This window comes from Geothrix sp. (genome assembly GCF_020622065.1).
Lineage (GTDB): Bacteria > Acidobacteriota > Holophagae > Holophagales > Holophagaceae > Geothrix.
The window spans coordinates 382484-400042 of sequence record NZ_JAHRYQ010000002.1; the positions used below are offsets into that span (position 1 = coordinate 382484).

At 56.6% G+C, this 17559-nt stretch carries 13 protein-coding genes, 1 tRNA gene and 2 pseudogenes; 8 read left to right on the forward strand and 8 right to left on the reverse strand.

Annotation, left to right across the window (positions count from 1 at the left end):
• Complete coding sequence (locus QZ647_RS11235) at positions 1-1503, forward strand: PLP-dependent aminotransferase family protein (RefSeq protein ID WP_291272246.1); 1503 nt, start codon at positions 1-3, stop codon at positions 1501-1503.
• On the opposite strand, the gene QZ647_RS11240 is transcribed toward QZ647_RS11235, so the two are convergent.
• A complete protein-coding gene (locus QZ647_RS11240) occupies positions 1472-2524 on the reverse strand; it encodes a hypothetical protein (protein ID WP_291272247.1) in 1053 nt (350 codons plus the stop codon). The genes QZ647_RS11235 and QZ647_RS11240 overlap by 32 nt on opposite strands.
• Before the next feature lie 228 nt (positions 2525-2752).
• Between QZ647_RS11240 and glmS the strand changes: the two genes are divergently transcribed.
• From glmS to QZ647_RS11255, 3 genes are all read left to right on the forward strand, one after another.
• Entirely contained in the window at positions 2753-4585 is a 1833-nt protein-coding gene (gene glmS, locus QZ647_RS11245; protein ID WP_291272248.1) for a glutamine--fructose-6-phosphate transaminase (isomerizing), read from the forward strand.
• 317 nt (positions 4586-4902) lie between these two features.
• Entirely contained in the window at positions 4903-5043 is a 141-nt protein-coding gene (locus QZ647_RS11250; RefSeq protein WP_286355178.1) for a hypothetical protein, read from the forward strand.
• A 67-nt stretch (positions 5044-5110) separates the two neighbouring features.
• Positions 5111-5185: transfer RNA gene (locus QZ647_RS11255), tRNA-Val, on the forward strand.
• A 249-nt stretch (positions 5186-5434) separates the two neighbouring features.
• On the opposite strand, the gene QZ647_RS11260 is transcribed toward QZ647_RS11255, so the two are convergent.
• The 4 genes and pseudogenes from QZ647_RS11260 to QZ647_RS15610 all read right to left on the reverse strand — a co-directional run.
• Positions 5435-7609 carry a P-loop NTPase fold protein gene (locus tag QZ647_RS11260; protein WP_291272249.1) on the reverse strand — a complete coding sequence of 725 codons (2175 nt, stop codon included), beginning with the start codon at positions 7607-7609 and terminating at the stop codon, positions 5435-5437.
• 55 nt (positions 7610-7664) lie between these two features.
• Complete coding sequence (locus QZ647_RS11265; RefSeq protein WP_291272250.1) at positions 7665-8153, reverse strand: hypothetical protein; 489 nt, start codon at positions 8151-8153, stop codon at positions 7665-7667.
• Between the two features lie 73 nt (positions 8154-8226).
• Positions 8227-8490, reverse strand: a pseudogene (locus QZ647_RS11270) (transposase); the annotation flags it as partial.
• A gap of 70 nt (positions 8491-8560) precedes the next feature.
• Positions 8561-8689 (reverse strand): annotated as a pseudogene (locus tag QZ647_RS15610) (nuclease); the annotation flags it as partial.
• A 905-nt stretch (positions 8690-9594) separates the two neighbouring features.
• Between QZ647_RS15610 and QZ647_RS11280 the strand changes: the two are divergent.
• From QZ647_RS11280 to QZ647_RS11290, 3 genes are all read left to right on the forward strand, one after another.
• Complete coding sequence (locus QZ647_RS11280; RefSeq protein ID WP_291272252.1) at positions 9595-10968, forward strand: hypothetical protein; 1374 nt, start codon at positions 9595-9597, stop codon at positions 10966-10968.
• 65 nt (positions 10969-11033) lie between these two features.
• Entirely contained in the window at positions 11034-12143 is a 1110-nt protein-coding gene (locus QZ647_RS11285; RefSeq protein WP_291272253.1) for a hypothetical protein, read from the forward strand.
• A complete protein-coding gene (locus QZ647_RS11290) occupies positions 12140-12586 on the forward strand; it encodes a hypothetical protein (protein WP_291272254.1) in 447 nt (148 codons plus the stop codon). Before QZ647_RS11285 ends, QZ647_RS11290 begins: the two co-directional genes overlap by 4 nt.
• 427 nt (positions 12587-13013) lie before the next feature.
• On the opposite strand, the gene QZ647_RS11295 is transcribed toward QZ647_RS11290, so the two are convergent.
• Both QZ647_RS11295 and QZ647_RS11300 read right to left on the reverse strand, forming a co-directional pair.
• The gene (locus QZ647_RS11295) at positions 13014-13160 is read right to left on the reverse strand and encodes a hypothetical protein (RefSeq protein ID WP_291272255.1); all 147 of its coding nucleotides are present in this window, start codon (positions 13158-13160) and stop codon (positions 13014-13016) included.
• Positions 13161-13790: 630 nt separating this feature from the next.
• Positions 13791-14090, reverse strand: coding sequence for a hypothetical protein (locus QZ647_RS11300; RefSeq protein ID WP_291272256.1), 300 nt, complete (start codon positions 14088-14090; stop codon positions 13791-13793).
• Between the two features lie 331 nt (positions 14091-14421).
• Here QZ647_RS11300 and QZ647_RS11305 point away from each other — a divergent pair, with 331 nt between their 5' ends.
• Positions 14422-14799 (forward strand): hypothetical protein, encoded by a 378-nt coding sequence (locus QZ647_RS11305; RefSeq protein ID WP_291272257.1) that lies wholly within the window; start codon positions 14422-14424, stop codon positions 14797-14799.
• Positions 14800-15673: 874 nt separating this feature from the next.
• Here QZ647_RS11305 and QZ647_RS11310 read toward each other — a convergent pair.
• Positions 15674-16981, reverse strand: a complete 1308-nt coding sequence (locus QZ647_RS11310; RefSeq protein WP_291273033.1) for a Fic family protein — start codon at positions 16979-16981, stop codon at positions 15674-15676.
• Positions 16982-17559 lie beyond the last annotated feature (578 nt).

Below are 17559 nucleotides of genomic sequence, written 5' to 3' on the forward strand. Positions count from 1 at the left end.
GTGCCCCCATGGTCCATGACCACCGAACTGGACCGGACGAGCCGGGAACCCATGTACCTGCAGATCGTCCGGGCCATCGTGGCCGATGTCCGCAAGGGGCGCCTGCGCCCCGGAGACGCCCTGCCCGGCACCCGGGCCCTGGCCGAGAGCCTGGGCGTCAACCGCAACACGACGCTGGCGGCCTTCCAGGAGCTGGAAGCCGAAGGCTGGATCCTCTCGGAGCCTGATCGGGGCAGCTTCATCGCGGACAAGCTCCCGATGGCGTACCCGGAGGAAGAAGAGAGCATCGCCGCCTCGGACTCGGGCTCCTGGGCCGCTCCCACCCCCCTCACCGAGCCCTTCTACCAGCCCCGCGCCACGGACCGGGAGGGGTTCCGCCTCATCCCCGACCTGCCGGATGTGCGCCTGGCACCCACCGCCGCCATCCACCGGGCCCATGGCCGGGTGCTGAACCTCCAGCAGCAGCGCATCCTGCAGCCCGGCTGGGATCCGCGGGGCCTTCTGGATCTCCGCATCTCCCTGTGCCGGATGCTCCGGGAACTGCGGGGCATGGCCCTGGAACCCGGCAACCTAGTGCTCACCCGCGGCCTCATGAGCACCCTCAACCTGGTCTCCCGCACCCTCTTCAACCCGGGCGAGGCTGTGGCCGTGGAGGACCCCGCCTACTTCCGCGTCCTGGAGGCCTTCCGGGCCGCGGGGGCGCGCCTCTTCCCGATCCCCGTGGATGCCGAGGGCCTGCAGCTGGAGCCCCTGGAAGCCCTCATGGCCCGGGAGTCCGTGCGGCTCATCTACACCACCGCGAGCCCCCACTACCCCACCCACGCCATCCTGAGTGCCAGCCGGCGCCGGCGGCTGCTGGAGCTGGCGGAGGCCCACGGAGCGCGGATCCTGGAGGGTGACCTGGCCTTCGGCTTCCAACGCGAGCAGCACCCGAGCCTGCCCCTCGCCAGCGAGGACACCCGGGGCACCGTGGTCTACTTCAGCGCCCTGGAGCAGATCCTCGCGCCCGGCCTCCAGGTGGGGTTCCTGGCGGGCTTCGCCCCCCTGATCAAGACCATGGCGAAGCAGCGCCAGCTCATCGACTGGCCAGGCAACCAGGTCCAGGAGGCCACCATCGAGGAGCTCTTCCGAGACGGCGAGATCCACCGCCACCTGAGCCGCATCCGCAAGGTCAACGACGCCCGCCGCGAAACCCTGGTGGACCGGCTCCTCTTCCACCTGCACCCCGCCGTTTCAGTGGAGGACCCGGGCGAGGGGCTCTCCCTCTGGGTACAAGTGGAAGACGGGCTCCCCCTCGATGCCTGGGTGGAGCGCTGTGCCGCCAAGGGGGTGGTCTTCTATCCGGGCCGCCTGTACGACTTCCGCCGGAATCCAATCCCCTTCCTGTGCCTGGGCTTCGCGGCCCACGAGGTGGAGGAGCAGAACGAGGCCTGCCGGCGCATGGCTGAAGCCCTTGCCGAAGTCCGGCGGCTCACTCGAGCGGGAACCGCTTCGTCACGGTGACCATGCGTCGCTCCGCCGCGTAAGGCTCCCCGTAATCCTGATGGCGCAGGAAGGTCAGGGCCACGAACCAGCGGTCCTGAAGCGGCAGCGCGATCTCGTAGCGGGGGCCCCGGGCGTTCCAGTAGAACCACCACTGGTCGCCGTTGACGGGATAGAGCGTGCCCGTGCGGGACAGCCGCTGCCAGGTGACGCTCAGGCGCGGCCAGAACGGCCGCTCCAGGCTGCCCACCAGGAACTGAGTCTCGGCACCGGACTCTCCCGTCTCGCGGTTGCGCTGTCCGAAGGCCCGGACCTCCACGGGCAGCCCGGCGTTCCAGGTGGCGCTGGCCCCGTAGGCATCCAGCCGGAGCCGCTGCCGCGGCTCCGCGGCATGGCCCGGCACGGGCCGGGTGCGGGCAAAACCCCGGTCCCAGGCGATCTCCCAGCGCCCGCCATGGGCCGTCCAGGAGACGGGCCCGGTCTCCAGCTTCAGCACGATCTGCCCCGCGGTCAGGTCGAGATTGCCCCCCTGAAGGGTGCGGACCCGTCCGGCGGCGGCGCGCAACCCCAGCTCCGGAATCCATCCCTCCCGATCCCTCAGCCCTGCCCGCATGCCCAGACCCAGGAACCGGAGATCCCGGTCCCAGAGGGCTTCCGGCGCGATGAGGCGGCTCTCCTGGAAGCCCAGGTGCGCCTCGCCGAAGGTCCGTTCCGTGCGCCCCGCGATCCCGATCCGGGCCACATCCAGCTGGGTGCCGTTGGAGGGCTGCTGGTCCCACCGGCGCAGGTTGAGGCGATTCCCATCCGACCCCAGGGCCGACCGGAAGCCCCCGGCATAGGAAAAGGGTTCCCAGCCACCCGCGCCTTGGCCCTCCCAGCGGACCCGAAGCTGGGACGAGACCCGCTCCACGCCCCCCTGATCGGCCTCGGTGATCCGATCCAGGCGCAGCCGCAACTCCGTCCGGGGCTCCCACCAGGCGGGCTCCCGGGGCGGCGGTTCCGGCCCCTGCGCCCGGGCGCTCGCCACCGCCAGCAGGACCACCCACCCTCCGAGCCTCATCCGCCTCCCTACCCCACCGCGGGCCTGCGCCCAGTGCTGTGCCCGGTGCTGTGCCCAGCGCTGCGCCCGACTATACCTGGGTGGGGATCCAGGCGTGTGGCCTCGACCACAACCTGTGGCGCGGCGCCTGCCGCAGGGCGTGTGCCCCCCACCACATTGGAACCCGGGCCCCATCCCGCTAAGTTGAGAGCACACCCGTTGGGAGCTCTCATGTGCGGAATCGTCGGTTACATCGGTCAGCAGGGCGCCGCCGGCATCCTCGTGAACGGCCTCCGCAGCCTGGAATACCGGGGGTACGACAGCGCGGGCGTGGCCCTTTCGGATCCCCAGGATGGGTTCCGCATCATCCGGGCCTCGGGCAAGCTGGTCAATCTCGCCGGCAAGGTGGACCTCTCCGACCCCACCCCCCTCGGCATCGGCCACACGCGCTGGGCCACCCACGGCCGGCCCACGGAGGAGAACGCCCACCCCCATCGCAGCGGCGACGGCCAAGTGGTGGCCGTGCACAACGGCATCTTCGAGAACTTCCTGGAGCTGCGCGCCGAGCTGAAGGCTGCGGGTGAGTCGTTCCGCTCCGAGACCGACACCGAGTGCTTTCCGGTGATGGTGTCCCACCTGATGAAGGGGGGCCTGGGCTTCCGGGAGGCCTTCCGGGAGGCCGTGGGACGCATGAAGGGCATCTACGCCCTGGCCTGCCTCCACGCCTCGGACAAGGACCGCATCCTCGCGGCCCGCAGCGGACCGCCCCTGGTGCTGGGCCTGGGCGAGGGCGAGACCTTCCTGGCCTCGGATGTGGTGCCCCTGCTGCCCCACACCCGCCGGGTGATCTTCCTGGAGGACGGCGACCTGGTGGAGCTGACCCGGGAGGGCGCCCGCATTTTCCGGCTGGATGGCAGCGAGGTGCAGCGCCAGGTGCACACCATTCCCTATGATCCCGTGGCGGCGGAAAAGGGCGGCTACAAGCACTTCATGCAGAAGGAGATCTTCGAGCAGCCTCAGGCCCTGTCCAACACGCTGCTGAACCGGCTCCCCCTGGACGGCGAGGCCATTCCCCTGGATCTGCCCTTCACGGACCAGGATCTCGCGGACCTGACCCGCATCCACATCGTGGCCTGTGGCACCAGCTGGCACGCGGGCCTCGTGGGCAAGTTCCTCATCGAGCAGCTGAGCCGCGTCGCCGTGGAGGTGGATTACGCCAGCGAGTATCGATACCGCGAACCGGTGGTCCAGCCGGGCACCCTCATCGTCGGCATCACCCAGAGCGGCGAGACCGCCGACACCCTCGCCGCCATGAAGGAAGCCGCCATCCGTGGCGCGCGCACGCTGGCCATCTGCAATGTCATGGGTTCCACAGCCACCCGGCAATCCGAGGCCACCATCCTCACCCATGCCGGGCCGGAAATCGGCGTGGCCTCCACCAAGGCCTTCACCACCCAGCTGGCGGTGCTCACCCTCCTGGCCCTCAAGCTGGGCGAGGCCAAGGGCACGCTCGATCCCAGGCTCAAGGCCGAGCTGCTGCAGGGCCTGCGCGAGCTCCCCGCGCACCTGGAACGGCTGAACGCCCTGGAGCCGAAGATTGTCCAGTGGGCCCACCGCTGGAAGGACGCCACAGACTTCCTCTACCTGGGTCGCGGCCCCTGCTATCCGATCGCCCTGGAAGGCGCCCTGAAGCTGAAGGAGATCTCGTACATCCACGCCGAGGGCTACCCGGCGGGCGAGATGAAGCACGGCCCCATCGCCCTCATCGACAAGACCCTCCCCGTGGTGGCCCTCATGCCGAAAGACGCCCACCGGGAGAAGACCCTCAGCAACCTCCAGGAGGCCGCCGCACGCGATGGCCGCATCCTGGCGCTGGTCACCGAGGGCGACACCGGCCTGGCGGGCATCGCGGAGGATGTGCTGGAGCTGCCCGCCGTCCATCCCTGGCTGGCCCCCATCGTCTACGCCGTGCCGCTGCAGCTGCTGGCCTACCACATCGCCGTGTTGAGGGGCTGTGATGTGGACCAGCCGAGAAACCTGGCGAAGTCGGTGACCGTGGAATAGCCCGCCCTGGATGTTCCAGGAAAGTCACGGCGGCCACTCGGCCTCGGCCCCATGTTGGGCATGGATCGCCGCCATGTCGTATGGACGGCCATCCCAGGAGTGGAGGCTGCCATGGCTGCCCATTTCCTCCGTCGCCACGACTTCCTGCCGTCCCCCGGGCTGGATTGGCTGTTGATCCTCGCCGGAGCCCTGTTCGCCTGGCTCTTCTGGCCCGCCACCCACCCTTAGCCCCCTCCGGGGTCGGTGAAGCGTTGGCGCCGGGCCCGTTTGCGACCCATGTTTGGGGTGGACCGTGGTCCCCCGGATCGGAGGTCGCCATGACCACCCATGCCCACCACCACCCGCACACCCACCTGCCCTTGCGCTTCTTCCCGGTGGAGCACCCCTACGCTGGGGATTGGCTCCTGGTGGCCGCGGGCACCCTGGCCGCTCTGCTGCTCTGGTATTGGAACTCCTGACGAACCCCGCCTCCATGACCTGGAGGCTCGACAGCCGCCCCGGTTCCGCTAGAATGGAGCTTCGCGCTGGCGCGTAGCTCAGGGGTAGAGCACTACCTTGACACGGTAGGGGTCGGCGGTTCGAGACCGCCCGCGCCAACCAGCAACACCCTAGAGAAATCTAGGGTGTTCTTGTTTAATTACGTCATTCAAGGTCATGCAAGATCGCCTGTACTGCATATGACTTGTATGGACGGTGCGGGACGGCACGGGTCGAGGCGGGACGATCGACCTTTTCCAGACATCTGGATCTCACTCGCTTGCTCTGATTCACTGAGGCCAATCACAGTCCGTCATTGCTAATCCCTGAGTCCATGAAAACGAAGAGAGTCGCAGAACCCTGGCGCTCACCCTATTCCTGTTCATTGACCACTGCAGGGGCTGTTCTGGCCTGACGACGCCCAAAGAAATCGTCAGGACGCCATCCAGTTGCGTATTTTTTGGCTAAGTCAATGGCCGTGGCAACCAAGGGTTCGATGTTTGGAATGGATTCGGAAGCGGGAAGCCTGTTGATTCGTTGGACAAGATGCTCTTCACCGAAGATCTCAACAAAAGACTCCCATGGGAGTGAGTGAATGACTTCGCTGTAGAGGTTGTCCCCGGAGTGGCGATGACCTTGGCTTAGACCGCTTCGGAGCATACTGAAGAAGAGAGGATTCTCTTCGAACTTTTCCAGGAATCGAGCTTTCTCTTCGGGGTGGGCTTGGACAACGGCGCTAGAGAGCCACAACAGATCACGCTCTCCACGCAGATGTTCTGCAGATTCATCCAAAATCCGTAGATAAAGGCTCGATAGCAGCTCCTTCTCTAAATCTTCTGGAATGAATTCATGACCTTTTGATAAACGAATTAGCTCGTGGGCCGCCGAGTGCCACTTTAAGGTAGGAATAATTCGCAAAATTGCAGCCGCTCTCTCTTCTGGTGGCTCCAACTGCTTCAAGAGCCTATATATCACTCGTGTTGCTTTCGTGATGCCAGAATTCTGGTACATCCCCGGGCGTTCTTGTCGGAATTGGTCGTAGCAATCGAAAATCGCTCCAACTCCGGGCTCGATTCCCTTTTCTGGATAAATCCCTTCGTAGGCTTCTATCCTCACTATAAGTTTCTCCATGCCCTCGGGGCCGCGTCCACGAAGAGCCATAGAAAAAGCGTCGCGATCACCCATCGATCTGAGAGCCTCTTCTACTTCGTGGGTCCTGATGTCCCCGTCCGATAGAGCATGGCGCAGATAGAAGGAGAACACTTCAGGAGCTGAAATCCGACGGTCTCGCTCACGCTCCTGGTAAGTTCCGGCTGCGAAGTGTCTATTGCCTAAATATGCTTGGGTAGCGGGGAAAAGTCTACGACATGCCTCTCGAAGAACCTCAGAATGCTCACCACCAGTAGCAAACAATTCATCGAAAGCCATCTTTACGGAAGCTTCAGGGGGCTGTCCTCTCCAATTCTGGCGTTCTGTCGTCAAAAAGTCTTGCATCATCACCATGTGTTGAAAAGATTTCGGAAGCATGATTCGTATGGCTTCAATTGCTAAAAGATCTGCCAAGGCCACTTCATCAGCAACAGAATTCAGAATCGCAGGCAGCGAAATTGTGTACCTGCGAACATCCCGTGGTGTCTTCATCAATGGGCGAATAATCGAATGCCAGAGATTAGGCCATTCCTTCTCATCTAGATCTCTATGCGGAGTCATTTCGTGACATGCGCCTAGCGCGTCAATACAAAGTGTGTCTAGGTCCTCCTGGCCGGGCCGGGGAACTTCGTAAGCGACTTGAACAATCTTTTCGAGGAAGGCTCGACCAACATCTAGGTTCGAGTCCAATGCACTGGCGACCTTGCTCTGATCATATGCAAGAACATAGGACACATTTGGGAAGTTCCCAACGAGCCTGACCAAACGGACGATCTCACGGATTTCCTCATCACGCATCCGATCAAGGTCGTCAACGAAAATTACAACGCGCTTTTCAAGAGCTACGAATTGGGCCTCGATCCCCCGCTTGAGCTCGGAAGCAGGTTGATTGCTTTTCGATAAGATATAGAAACTGAATACCTTGAACACAAACTGAAACCAGGCTCCATGAGGGATTTTTCCCGTGAGGTTTGCAAAGTAGTCGCCGTATTTGGCGATGGCCTCGGCCAGTTTCTTTAGCGCCGCTTGATCACCATGCTGAAGTTGGGAGGACACTTCCACGAAGAATTGGCTGACCAGCTGTTCGCTTCCAGAAAACAACCATGGATTGAATCGAAGGATAATGGTCCTGTCGCCTATCTCCTCTGCAATTAGATTCAGAAGAGAGGTCTTCCCAGAGCCCCAGGGACCTTGAATCGCCATAACAAGGCTGTCTTTCCCCACATTGTTGCAAAGAAACTCAGCAAGGTGATGGGCATAGGGTTTGCGGTGTAATCGATCCTCGTCGGCAGATAAAATCGGGCTATCTGAAAACGATATCGCGACAGAATTACCAGACATTTCGACCTCGGGCGATTTTCTTAGTTCAGTTGGTTTCCCACGACTGATTGATTTCACCTCGTAACCTTGAAATCCAGAAGCTCTACTTCCGTCGACTGAAAATTTGGATGGTTCATTTTGCTTCAGGGGGAGCCATTGAAATCTGCCATTCAAAGCCGCACTGCTTACAGATCGCAATCTCATGCCATTTTTCTTCCTTGGGCTTAGAGAACCACTTTTCCAGATTGGCTTTGTATAGTTTTGATTCACGACTAGATAACCACAAGAAGAAGATAGTGGAACCAATAGGAAGCAGCATGACCAACCAAAATCGATAGCTTCTGAGATCGGAAGGGATATATTTAATGGATACAACCATAAGTATGAAGGTCGAAATCGTCATAACGAATGATTGAGCGCTTATCAGATACTTTGAGGCAGGACTTGGTCTAGGTCCGAGCATGAATTGAATCTGCTGCTCGATGAAGGATTTAGGGGTAAATTTGGCAGCGCTCTCCTTTCCGACTTTGAATTCGAGTTCCTTCTCCTCCCGGAACAGGAGCAGAGCTTTTCTGGTTGTCCACTTTTCATGTTTGCAATAACTGGCGATGCGATCAGACATGTTGCATTCTCCTATCGGTGGTGATGTCCGCGAGGCAAATTGCGGCGCTGCGTAGGGTCATCGGCGGGCCTCAGAATTTTTTTCGAAGGAGGAACCTCAGGGCCTCAATGTCCACGTCCCGCTGCCCCAGCATCCGCAGGAGCTTCGCGTTCTCGATCTCCAGATGCTTCAGGCGCTGGGCGTCCGAGACCTCCAGTCTCCCGAACTTCGCCTTCCATCGGTAGAAGGTCTGGTCCGAGATTCCAAGGCGACGGCTGATGTCCGCCGTCTTTATCCCCGCCTCATGCTCCTTCAGCGCGTGGATGATCTGCTCCTCGCTGAACCGGCTCTTTCTCATGGCTCCTCCTCTACTCGATTGAGGTGGATTCCACATTATGAATGGACTAATTTGCGGGGAGAATGTCAGCTAGTGTCTTGCTGTACCAGCGCCCACCTCCGGCTGAGACAAACCCGTATTTGATGGCCTCATCCCAGTTGCGAGATTCCTCGTCGCCGAAGGCCACATAGTATTGGCCGTTCCAGGGACCCTGCTCGCTGTTCCCATTCTTCTTGGCCTTCTTCACGGGCAGCCAGGGCGTGTCGCTGGGATCGAGGTCATCGCTAAAAACCCCATTACTGCATGCGCTGACGGCAGGGGCATCGGCCTTCGGTCCGGGATGTGGCCAGATCTTCTTGGCGACCTCGAAGAGTTCCTCGCTCCGGACCTTGATCCGGGCCTCGTCCCAGACTGGATCTTCAAGGTAGACGGCTGCGCTCCTTGTGAGATGGTGTCCACGAGCTTGTTGAAAATAGCCCAGGGGGCATTGCTTCATGATGGTTGGTCCATCATCTAAGGGAGAGTCAGGGAATAAGTCTGCATCTCCGCCAAACTCGGACCTGAAATATGGAATCAGCCCTGGCAAAGAATTGTAAGCACCCCTCTGACAATTTTGGCATATATTAAAAAATACCAAATTACCTCCATAGAGATCGTTCCATTCGTTTGGGGTAACCATAGTTTCCAAGCTCAGCCCGGGGGAGTAACCTCCTTGGCAAAGTTCAATGGAAGCGCTCAATACGCGTGTCGAGATTTGCCCATTCAATACAAGCATGGTCAATGCTAAACACGGTGATAATCCGTTCGGAGGCTAAATTCGACCGTGCGCGGAAATCCCTGGCCCCATGACAATGGTCGAGTCAGACTTGCAAAAGGTCTAAAAAAGGAGCCTATATGTCGAGATTACCCCTCGGGAGTACGGCAAGAACTGGAGAGAAGTGTCCAGAAAGTGGAGTGTGGACTTCAATCAGTAGCCCATCCACAACAGCACCCATTGCAAAAGGCAATATAATGCCGCCCTATAATAATCAGGCGATTACCTGGAAGCTTACGGCCTACGCTTAAATGCCAGCCTTGCGTATGATATATTCATGAATTATTCTAATTACATATAAAGGAGCAGCAATGAATCACATTGCATCGATTCAAATTATTAAAGTAATTAAAGTATTTATTGCATTTATTTTTGGCCTTGGAATAGCAGGAGTAGGATTTGCGCAATCATCAGCTGCGTGGCCAGCTGGAGGGGCCTTAACGCATACGACTATTACAAATCCTGACGATCCAAATTCGGAAATATATACAGATTGGGCATGGACAGATAGAGATGGTGTGACACATACCTTTGCAGGTCAAACCTCTGCGAATCCTCATTACATATATTATGTCGATCAAGATCCAAAACTCACAGGTATTAGCTATACAAGTCTTAATGCTACCTCAAGCGACGGCGCATATATTCTCTCCGCGAAGGGAGGCTCTGGATCTGTTTCTATCGTTGGAAGGGCAACTACAAAATATACTGTTCTAGGGGTAATATATTCCCCTCCAGGTGCAAGAAGTAACGTCCAATTTAATAAATCACAAGAATTAGGTGTCACTCGTAATACTTCAAAATCTTGGTCAAACACTATTAATGCAACAGCTAATTTTGAGGCCGGGTTAATTGTTGCGAGTGGTGCTCTCTCAATTACTGGAAGTTGGACCAACTCGCATAAGGATAGCATTACAACCTCACTAACAACATCCTCGGGAAGCGGTTCCACCTGGAACGGTGCAAACGATGGCATTAATCATGATAATGATATTATTATTGTATGGCTTAATCCACAAATTAAGGTAACAGCCTCTAATTTACAAAATCCATTGCTGGCTACCGTTTCTCAGGATTTTGAATCTAATCAGGCGTTTGGAAAGGCACAAATAGATGCCGGACAACCAGTCGATATTAATGTAATGGACCTTGCGTTTCTAACGGTAGCAGAACTGCGTAATCCATCAATCATGAGCCCAGACGGCAATGGTAAGAAGATTAAAAGGGAATGGGCAGGAGATGGAGGGCTTGTCCAGGCAGATTTTGACAGTATTTTAAGTTATGACCCTTATTGGAACCCGAACAATTTCCCAACGCCAGCCTCTCTTGGTTCCAGGTTCACTTGGGTTACGACTATCCCTTATCTTCCGAACAACACCACTAGTGGTTTTGATAAAAATAAATATTCAAACACAAAATCTACCACCAACTCACAGACAGAAACCGTTGGTATCACATGGACTGCCTCGGCGGGGATTTCAAAGTTTTTTGAAGCTGGTTCCAAGATCTCCTATTCTCTTTCTTGGGGCCAGGAGCACACTGATACTGCCACACAAACAAACGATATTCAAACTTCCTTCAGCATTGTCGGGCCCTCCAGTTCCACATGGCAAGGCCCCAATTCGGTGAATGTATACCGCGACAACCTGTTTGGCACCTATATGTTTATGTATGCAATGCAATAATGCTTTATGCGCTAGATGCACCAGGCATTTTAATGCCTGGTGCATCTAGATAGAGGAATTAAATTATGCATAAAATAAAAATGCTGAGTTTAATTAGATTCTTTCTGAGTCAATCAATTTCTGTATTGATGTACACGATTATTTTCTTAGCAGGTTGCTCTGGATCTAGAAGTTCGAATAATTTGTCAAATGAAGTCGATATATATGTTGCTGGCTATGAATTTAGTGGCGACTTGAAAATTGCAAAATACTGGAAAAATGGTATACCTGCATTGCTATCCAATGGTGTCACTGCCGGTGTTGCGACTTCTATTTTTTGTAATCAATCTGATCTCTATATTGTCGGTCGAGAATTTGATGAAAATCTGATTGGCCCTGTTGCTAAAATTTGGAAAAATGGTCTTCAAACAGCTCTCACCGATGGATCAACTGATGCAGAGATTAATTCTGTTTGGATTTCTGGTAATGATGTTTATGTTGCGGGAGGAGAAGCTGCTTATGCTCCAAATGTAGGTGCGAACGCAGAATATTGGAAAAATACAAATAAAGTTAAATTGACTGATGGGACCCATTCTGCGATGGCTAGGGCGATCACTGTATCAGACGGCAATGTTTATGTGGCTGGAGATGAACTGGAGATTGTTTCGACTGGCCCTATAACCAATGAATTGGTTTCGGTTGCAAGGATCTGGAAAAATGGTATTCCCATGACCTTGGATCTCAAGAGTGGTCTGAATTCTGGTGCGACAGGCACCGTAGTCACAGGATCGGATGTATATGTTGTGGGGTGGGAAACGGAAAATACTGGTTATGGAGATCGTGTATTAGCCCGATTGTGGAAGAACGGGCAATTAATCCCAATGACTGGCAATGAAGATTCGATAGCTACATCCATCGCAATTTCATCAAATGATATTTATGTCGTTGGTTATAAGTACATTGGAAATTCTAGCGTGGCTATGTGTTGGAAGAATGGTCAAGGGGCTCAGCTTGCCGACGGTAAAGTATCATCGATAGCGAATTCAATAGCTATTTTAGGTGGGAATGTTTATATTGCTGGATTTGAAGGCAATTATGCAAAATACTGGATTAATGGCACTTCGAGAAATTTAACGAATGGTAAATTTAGCGCTTCTGCTAATTCTATTTTTATTATTCAAAGGAAATTAAAATGAATAAAAATATTGGTTTTAAAAAAATCATAATCATGATTATTATTCTTTTGAACGGTAATCTGTTGACCGCCCAGAAATCTGAAACAAATAATTACTTTCAGGGAACGGTAGTGGAATTTAACAAAATATCAATTCAAGTTGATGCATTATCAATGCAATTTATTTCTTTAAAGCATAAGGGGCTGACCGTAGAAGTTAATAACCTTACAGATCATTTTATTGAATTTTCACCCCAAAATATAATTATTATAGGCTCTGATGGTAGCCAGAGTATCATTGAAACTGTTGAAGTGCGTGAACCTGGTCGCTGGGGTATTCCACAAGGGGTCAAAGTTGGGCCCTCGGCCCACATTCAATTTACATATGTCCTTAATAGCGCAGTTCGATTCCCGGTAAAATTATACTACAATGGGCGAGTTATTGCTGAACTTACTTCAAAATAGTTTATCAAAAGGTTAAGGCTTGGCGATTCCCTATTCGGCCCACCACGGTAGGTCTTCAGAAAGGTGAGTCTCGACTCATTATCGATTAGAATCGATGCGTGCTCTTTTATTGGGGGGGAATCCCCCTCGGTGGATCGCTAGTTATATTCAATCGTAGTGTTGATTGGAGAGATGCCACGATAGCCAGCAGATGGAGGGACTCGCATTGCTGACTTTGAAGCCCTCAGCCAGAGGATAGGGTAGACATCAGGTTCATTCTCGGCTCCAACAAGGATTTTCTTGGTGCCGGGAGGCATGGTCTTTCGGAGATCACCCAGAGTGGAGAGCCGCCTCGCGAGCTCTCCCCGTTCCTTCTCCAGTTTCGGATTTCTCATCGCGCCTCCGATCGAAAGCAGCATGCCTGAAGCGCACCGACCTTTGGGACGAATCATCCAGGACGCCGCGGGCGGTTCGCCTCAAAGACGAACCAGCCCTTGATGGCGAGCTTCAGGTTGTAATTCTTCCGGAGGGCGTACCATCCGAGGCCGCCCGCGAGGAGGACGAGCGCAAGCAGGGAGGCAAAGGGGGTCGGCATGAGCAGCTCCATGCCTTGAGTTACCACCTACAGAATTTTTCGGCGGGCGTCGTCCCGCGTGATGAGCTCCTGGTGCGGTGTGTCGTGAACGATAAAGTGTCCGGTTCAGGAACCATATCCTGTCCGATGAGGCGCGATTTCAGCCTCTTTTCGGGGGTGAAATCGCGCCGGATGCCTCGGCCTTGGAACCATAACCTGTCCGATCGTGTATGGAGATTTCAAGACGTACAAATACAACATATAGCGCAGAACCTTTGGCTCACCCACCGTCCATTACCCCCAGATGGAGCCTCCAGGAGTTCAAGGCTCATTTCTAATTGGAGATTCTCGGGGAGGATAAAGCCATATCAGTTAGCCGCGAGAAGCGCTAGGAGGAGCTATCGGTCGGGCCCAGCGGACAGGTCTTGCGGTGGCAATATGCCATATCGCGATCACGCAGACTAAGCCGGGCCAACGGGGATTTTGCGATTGAGCTGGTCAGATCGTGGGCCTGTCCAAGCTGCTGGGCCACGCCTCCGTAGCCACCACCCAGCGCTACGCCGACCACTTCGAGCTCTCGGAGCTGCGGGACCTGGTGCCGCCCCTGGGGCTGTGAGGTGTTTTCAGTCTGAAAACACCTGCGGATCGGACCTACCGCGCACACCAATAGGGCAGGTCAACGGTTGCCCCTGCCTGGATCTCGGTCTCTCGGAGGTTCTCCAGGAAATAGGTGCAGAACGCGTGAGCGGCCTCAAAAGCTGTCAGATCGCTGGGGATGTTCTCCGCCGCGTGAAACAGCTGGTCCATGAGGATGATGGTTCCCGTGGCCGAGAAGATGTGCCGGTGTTCCTTGGCATCCTCGTTCAGGGACAGGTTGATCGCGTTGTTGAGGATGACGGTCTGTGCGATGGTGATGAACTGGAACCGCTTCCAGTCGAGTGAGGGATTCATCGAATCTCCTTGTTTTCTGTGGTAAATCGGCGGCTTCAGTCTATCAGCCTCGCGACTCGGGACCGGGTTGCGAGACTCCCAACCCCTAAAGCACAAAGACCCTATGAAGCCGCACCCACCCGCGAACCCAACGATGACGACCTGGCTCCAGCAGGCCTCGTCCGCCTCGGGGTATCTGGGGCGGCTGTACCTGGAGCTGAAGGATCCCCTTCAGAGGGATCGAGCGCTCGAGGCCGGGACCTTCGCGCGGGAGCGGTGCCGAGCGCGGCGCCCCCCCGTTTCAGGAGCTCCTGGGCCCTGGGTTGGCAAGCCTGGCCATGAAGGCGAACGGATGGCCTGGCGGGCCCTGATCGAGGCGCTTCTGGGTCTGACGATGCTCGTCGCCCTCGGTGTAGAAGGTTCCTCCAAGGCCTCTCCCCTGCACCGCCACCTGGATCAAGAGCTGAAACAGGCCCTCCTGGGGTTCACCACGGCTTTCCCCGGCGACATGGTGGAACAAGACTTGGATCAGCTCTCCGATGGCGTGATTTGTGCGGCCGCAGGGGTGGCCGAGCAGGCCTGGATTGAGGTCCGCCGTCCCGAGGAAAGTGGTGTGGATGTTGGGAGATTCCTTCGGGAGAAATGGAGTCGGGCGATCAGGCCGAGCCTGCTGTCGTTCATTTGGGGGCCCGCGAGCCCTCGGAGCTCCGAGACCCGGTCCCGACCCTGAGGCTGAGGGCGGTTTCCCCTCTGGAAACACCTGCGGGTGGGCCTCCCGGGGCGCCACACTGGGGACACACCTTCCAACATGAGGGTCCAGGGGTGCGCGTCCGCCTCGTCGACTGCCACGAACCCGGTGCCATCATGATCCCAACCCATCGCACCCCCACCCATCCAGGCGAAATTCTTCAGGCTGAGTTCCTGGAGCTCCTGGGCATTACCCCGGTGGCCTTGGCCGCTCATGCCTGAATCAGGTCCTCGGCCATGCTGCACCCTGCCTCTCCTCGCTGCGACTTCGGCTCCTCAACCCAGAGCCTTGGCAGATGACCCTAATGGCATCCTCGGTGATTGACCATGACCTAGTAGGTCAATTTGGCTGCGATTTCATGACCTGATAGGTCAAGTCCACGCGGAATCTGACCTGCCGGGTCGGCCAGATCGCCTTGATAAAGTCACCTTGGATGAAAAGCTTTGAAGAAAAACTGAGACAAAGAATCGCCAGGCATCGCAAAGCCATCGGTCTCACCCAGTCTGAGCTGGCCGAAAGGCCAACATACAACCCGAGACGATCTGCCGGATCGAAAGGGGTCGGAGGGCGGTCTCGTTACGATTGGTTGCCCATCTGTCTGAGGTACTCGACTTGGAACGGCATGAACTCTTCCGACTCCAGAAGTCGGACAGCCCGAGGGATCGGGCTGTCGAAAGGCTCTTGTGGTTCGCTTCCCGCCTATCGGAATCTGAGATCGAGCTCGTTATGGATGTTGGTGCGGCAGTCCTTGGGCACACACGACGCACGCCATTGAGGCATCAGAACCTGTAACTTCTACTGACTGCTCGGGAGTCCCTCGGTCCCCACGGGATAGTCTAATCCAGCAATGACCGAGCTATTTCGGAGCAAGCAGGGTATCCCAAGGAATGACATAGTGCGTACTACGCCCAGCCCCAGCGGCGATAAGACACCCGCTGGCGGCAAGATCTGCAAGATCGCGGGAAGCGGTGATAGGGCTGCAATCCGCCATAGAGACGTATTTGCGGGTCGTCATGCCTCCCTCAAAGCCGCCAGGCCCTGCATCCAGGAGCCGGTTGAGGATCTTTCGCTGGCGATCGTTGATCTGCTTGTCGTTGTTGCGGGCCCAGAAGGTGCCCTTTGCGAGTGAGCGTCGGATTATCTGCTCAGGCTGAGTGCAGGCCTCAGCAACTTGGGTGAGGAACCAGTGCAGCCAGGGCGTAATGTCTAGGTCGTGGCGAAAAGCCTGGGCCGATTCTAGAGCCGCGTAGTAATCCAGGCGAACCTGGAGGATCCTCGTGGACATTCGAACGATGGGGTTGGTGTTGTGCGCCTGAGTGAGAGCCAGGTCCGTGAGTGCTCGGGTGATTCGGCCGTTGCCATCATCAAAAGGATGGATGGTGACGAACCAGAGATGAGCCATGCCGGCGCGCACCAGCCCATCCATGGATGAACCTGAGTTGAACCACTCGAGGAATCGATCAAGTTCTGGTTCCAGCTGGGCTCGTGGCACGGCCATGAAGTGAACAAGAGATTCTTCTTCTGATACGCGGGTCTCCACATGGACCTGTCCTGGCCGAAGCATCCCGACGGCAACACCCGGGCGGCTCTCAGGAAAGAGAGCCCGATGCCAGCGGCAGAGGCGGTCCAAGGTGAGCGGGGTGTTTGGATGCTGCATAGCATCCGAGAGAACAGCACTCACCCCCTCCGCCTGCCGATCAATGGGTGCGGTGCCATCCACTAGGAGGCCAAGGTGACGGGCGACGGAGGCAGCCATGGAGGCTGGATTGATCTTTTCTCCCTCTATGGCGCTGGTACTCACTCCCTCCAGCGTGAGGATTTCGACCAGCACTTCTTGGAGAGCCTTCGGAGATAGGACGCGACTGGCCATCTGGAGGCGCCCCAGAGCCTGGTTCGCCATTCCGAGCGGTCCCACCAGCTGATCCCACTGCCAGGTGAAGGCAGGCCAGTCCGAGTGCTGCCAGATCCACCGATCCTGGATCTGTTCCTCGGAGATAAGAATGCCGTGGGCGCGACGGAGAGCCTTCGGCGATGGGGAATCCGAGAGGGTTGGATCCAGTCCCTCCCCCGAGGGGCGGGCTCCAACATGCTTTGAATATGATTGGCGCGTGCGCTTCACAGCAATCACATCTCCATATGATGTAATTGTGAATGCTAATCGCATCACGCGCAAGGGGGCGGGGACTTGAATGACCAGGTCCCGCAATCAGCAGAGGTTCATAATCATGTCTGTTTGTGATGCGGTTAGCTCTTGCAATCGTATCATCCGAGATAACCCTATGACGGGGCAACCATTTTCAGAATTTGTTATTATTTGTCGCAAATACAATCTTTTGAATCAATTACACCATGGCTCAATCGTTCTCCGAAGGACATCCAGACATAGAAGAGGGCGCTCGTAGCAAATAGCATCTGATTGACTTTCGGCCCCAGAAGAAGCCCTTTCGGGTAGGGGGGAGAACCGGAGCTGCGTAGGAGCACCTGCCCCACGCTCAGCCGCCCGGCGGGGGCCATACCCCCTGCCGGACGAGCGCAGCGGGGAGCGACCGGAGGCGAGTTGGCGAACAATTGGCCGAACGGTTTGGCTGGGACGCCTGGGTCTGTATCGGCCATTCAGACGCGGAAGTGCCGACACCGCATGTGCACTATGTCGGAAGCCGATGCCGGTGGGATGAAACTCTCGCGCGGGAATTCCTTCGGGACTACCGGCTTGTAGAAGAAGTGATGGTGGCTGCCAAAGTG

Excerpts from the sequence above, each read along its gene's own strand:
- glmS (WP_291272248.1), top strand. The coding sequence starts at position 2,753 with ATGTGCGGAATCGTCGGTTACATCGGTCAGCAGGGCGCCGCCGGCATC.
- QZ647_RS11250 (WP_286355178.1), top strand. The coding sequence starts at position 4,903 with ATGACCACCCATGCCCACCACCACCCGCACACCCACCTGCCCTTGCGC.
- QZ647_RS11265 (WP_291272250.1), bottom strand. The coding sequence starts at position 8,153 with ATGTCTGATCGCATCGCCAGTTATTGCAAACATGAAAAGTGGACAACC.
- QZ647_RS11280 (WP_291272252.1), top strand. The coding sequence starts at position 9,595 with ATGAATCACATTGCATCGATTCAAATTATTAAAGTAATTAAAGTATTT.
- QZ647_RS11285 (WP_291272253.1), top strand. The coding sequence starts at position 11,034 with ATGCATAAAATAAAAATGCTGAGTTTAATTAGATTCTTTCTGAGTCAA.
- QZ647_RS11290 (WP_291272254.1), top strand. The coding sequence starts at position 12,140 with ATGAATAAAAATATTGGTTTTAAAAAAATCATAATCATGATTATTATT.
- QZ647_RS11295 (WP_291272255.1), bottom strand. The coding sequence starts at position 13,160 with ATGCCGACCCCCTTTGCCTCCCTGCTTGCGCTCGTCCTCCTCGCGGGC.
- QZ647_RS11300 (WP_291272256.1), bottom strand. The coding sequence starts at position 14,090 with ATGAATCCCTCACTCGACTGGAAGCGGTTCCAGTTCATCACCATCGCA.
- QZ647_RS11305 (WP_291272257.1), top strand. The coding sequence starts at position 14,422 with ATGGCCTGGCGGGCCCTGATCGAGGCGCTTCTGGGTCTGACGATGCTC.
- QZ647_RS11310 (WP_291273033.1), bottom strand. The coding sequence starts at position 16,981 with ATGCGATTAGCATTCACAATTACATCATATGGAGATGTGATTGCTGTG.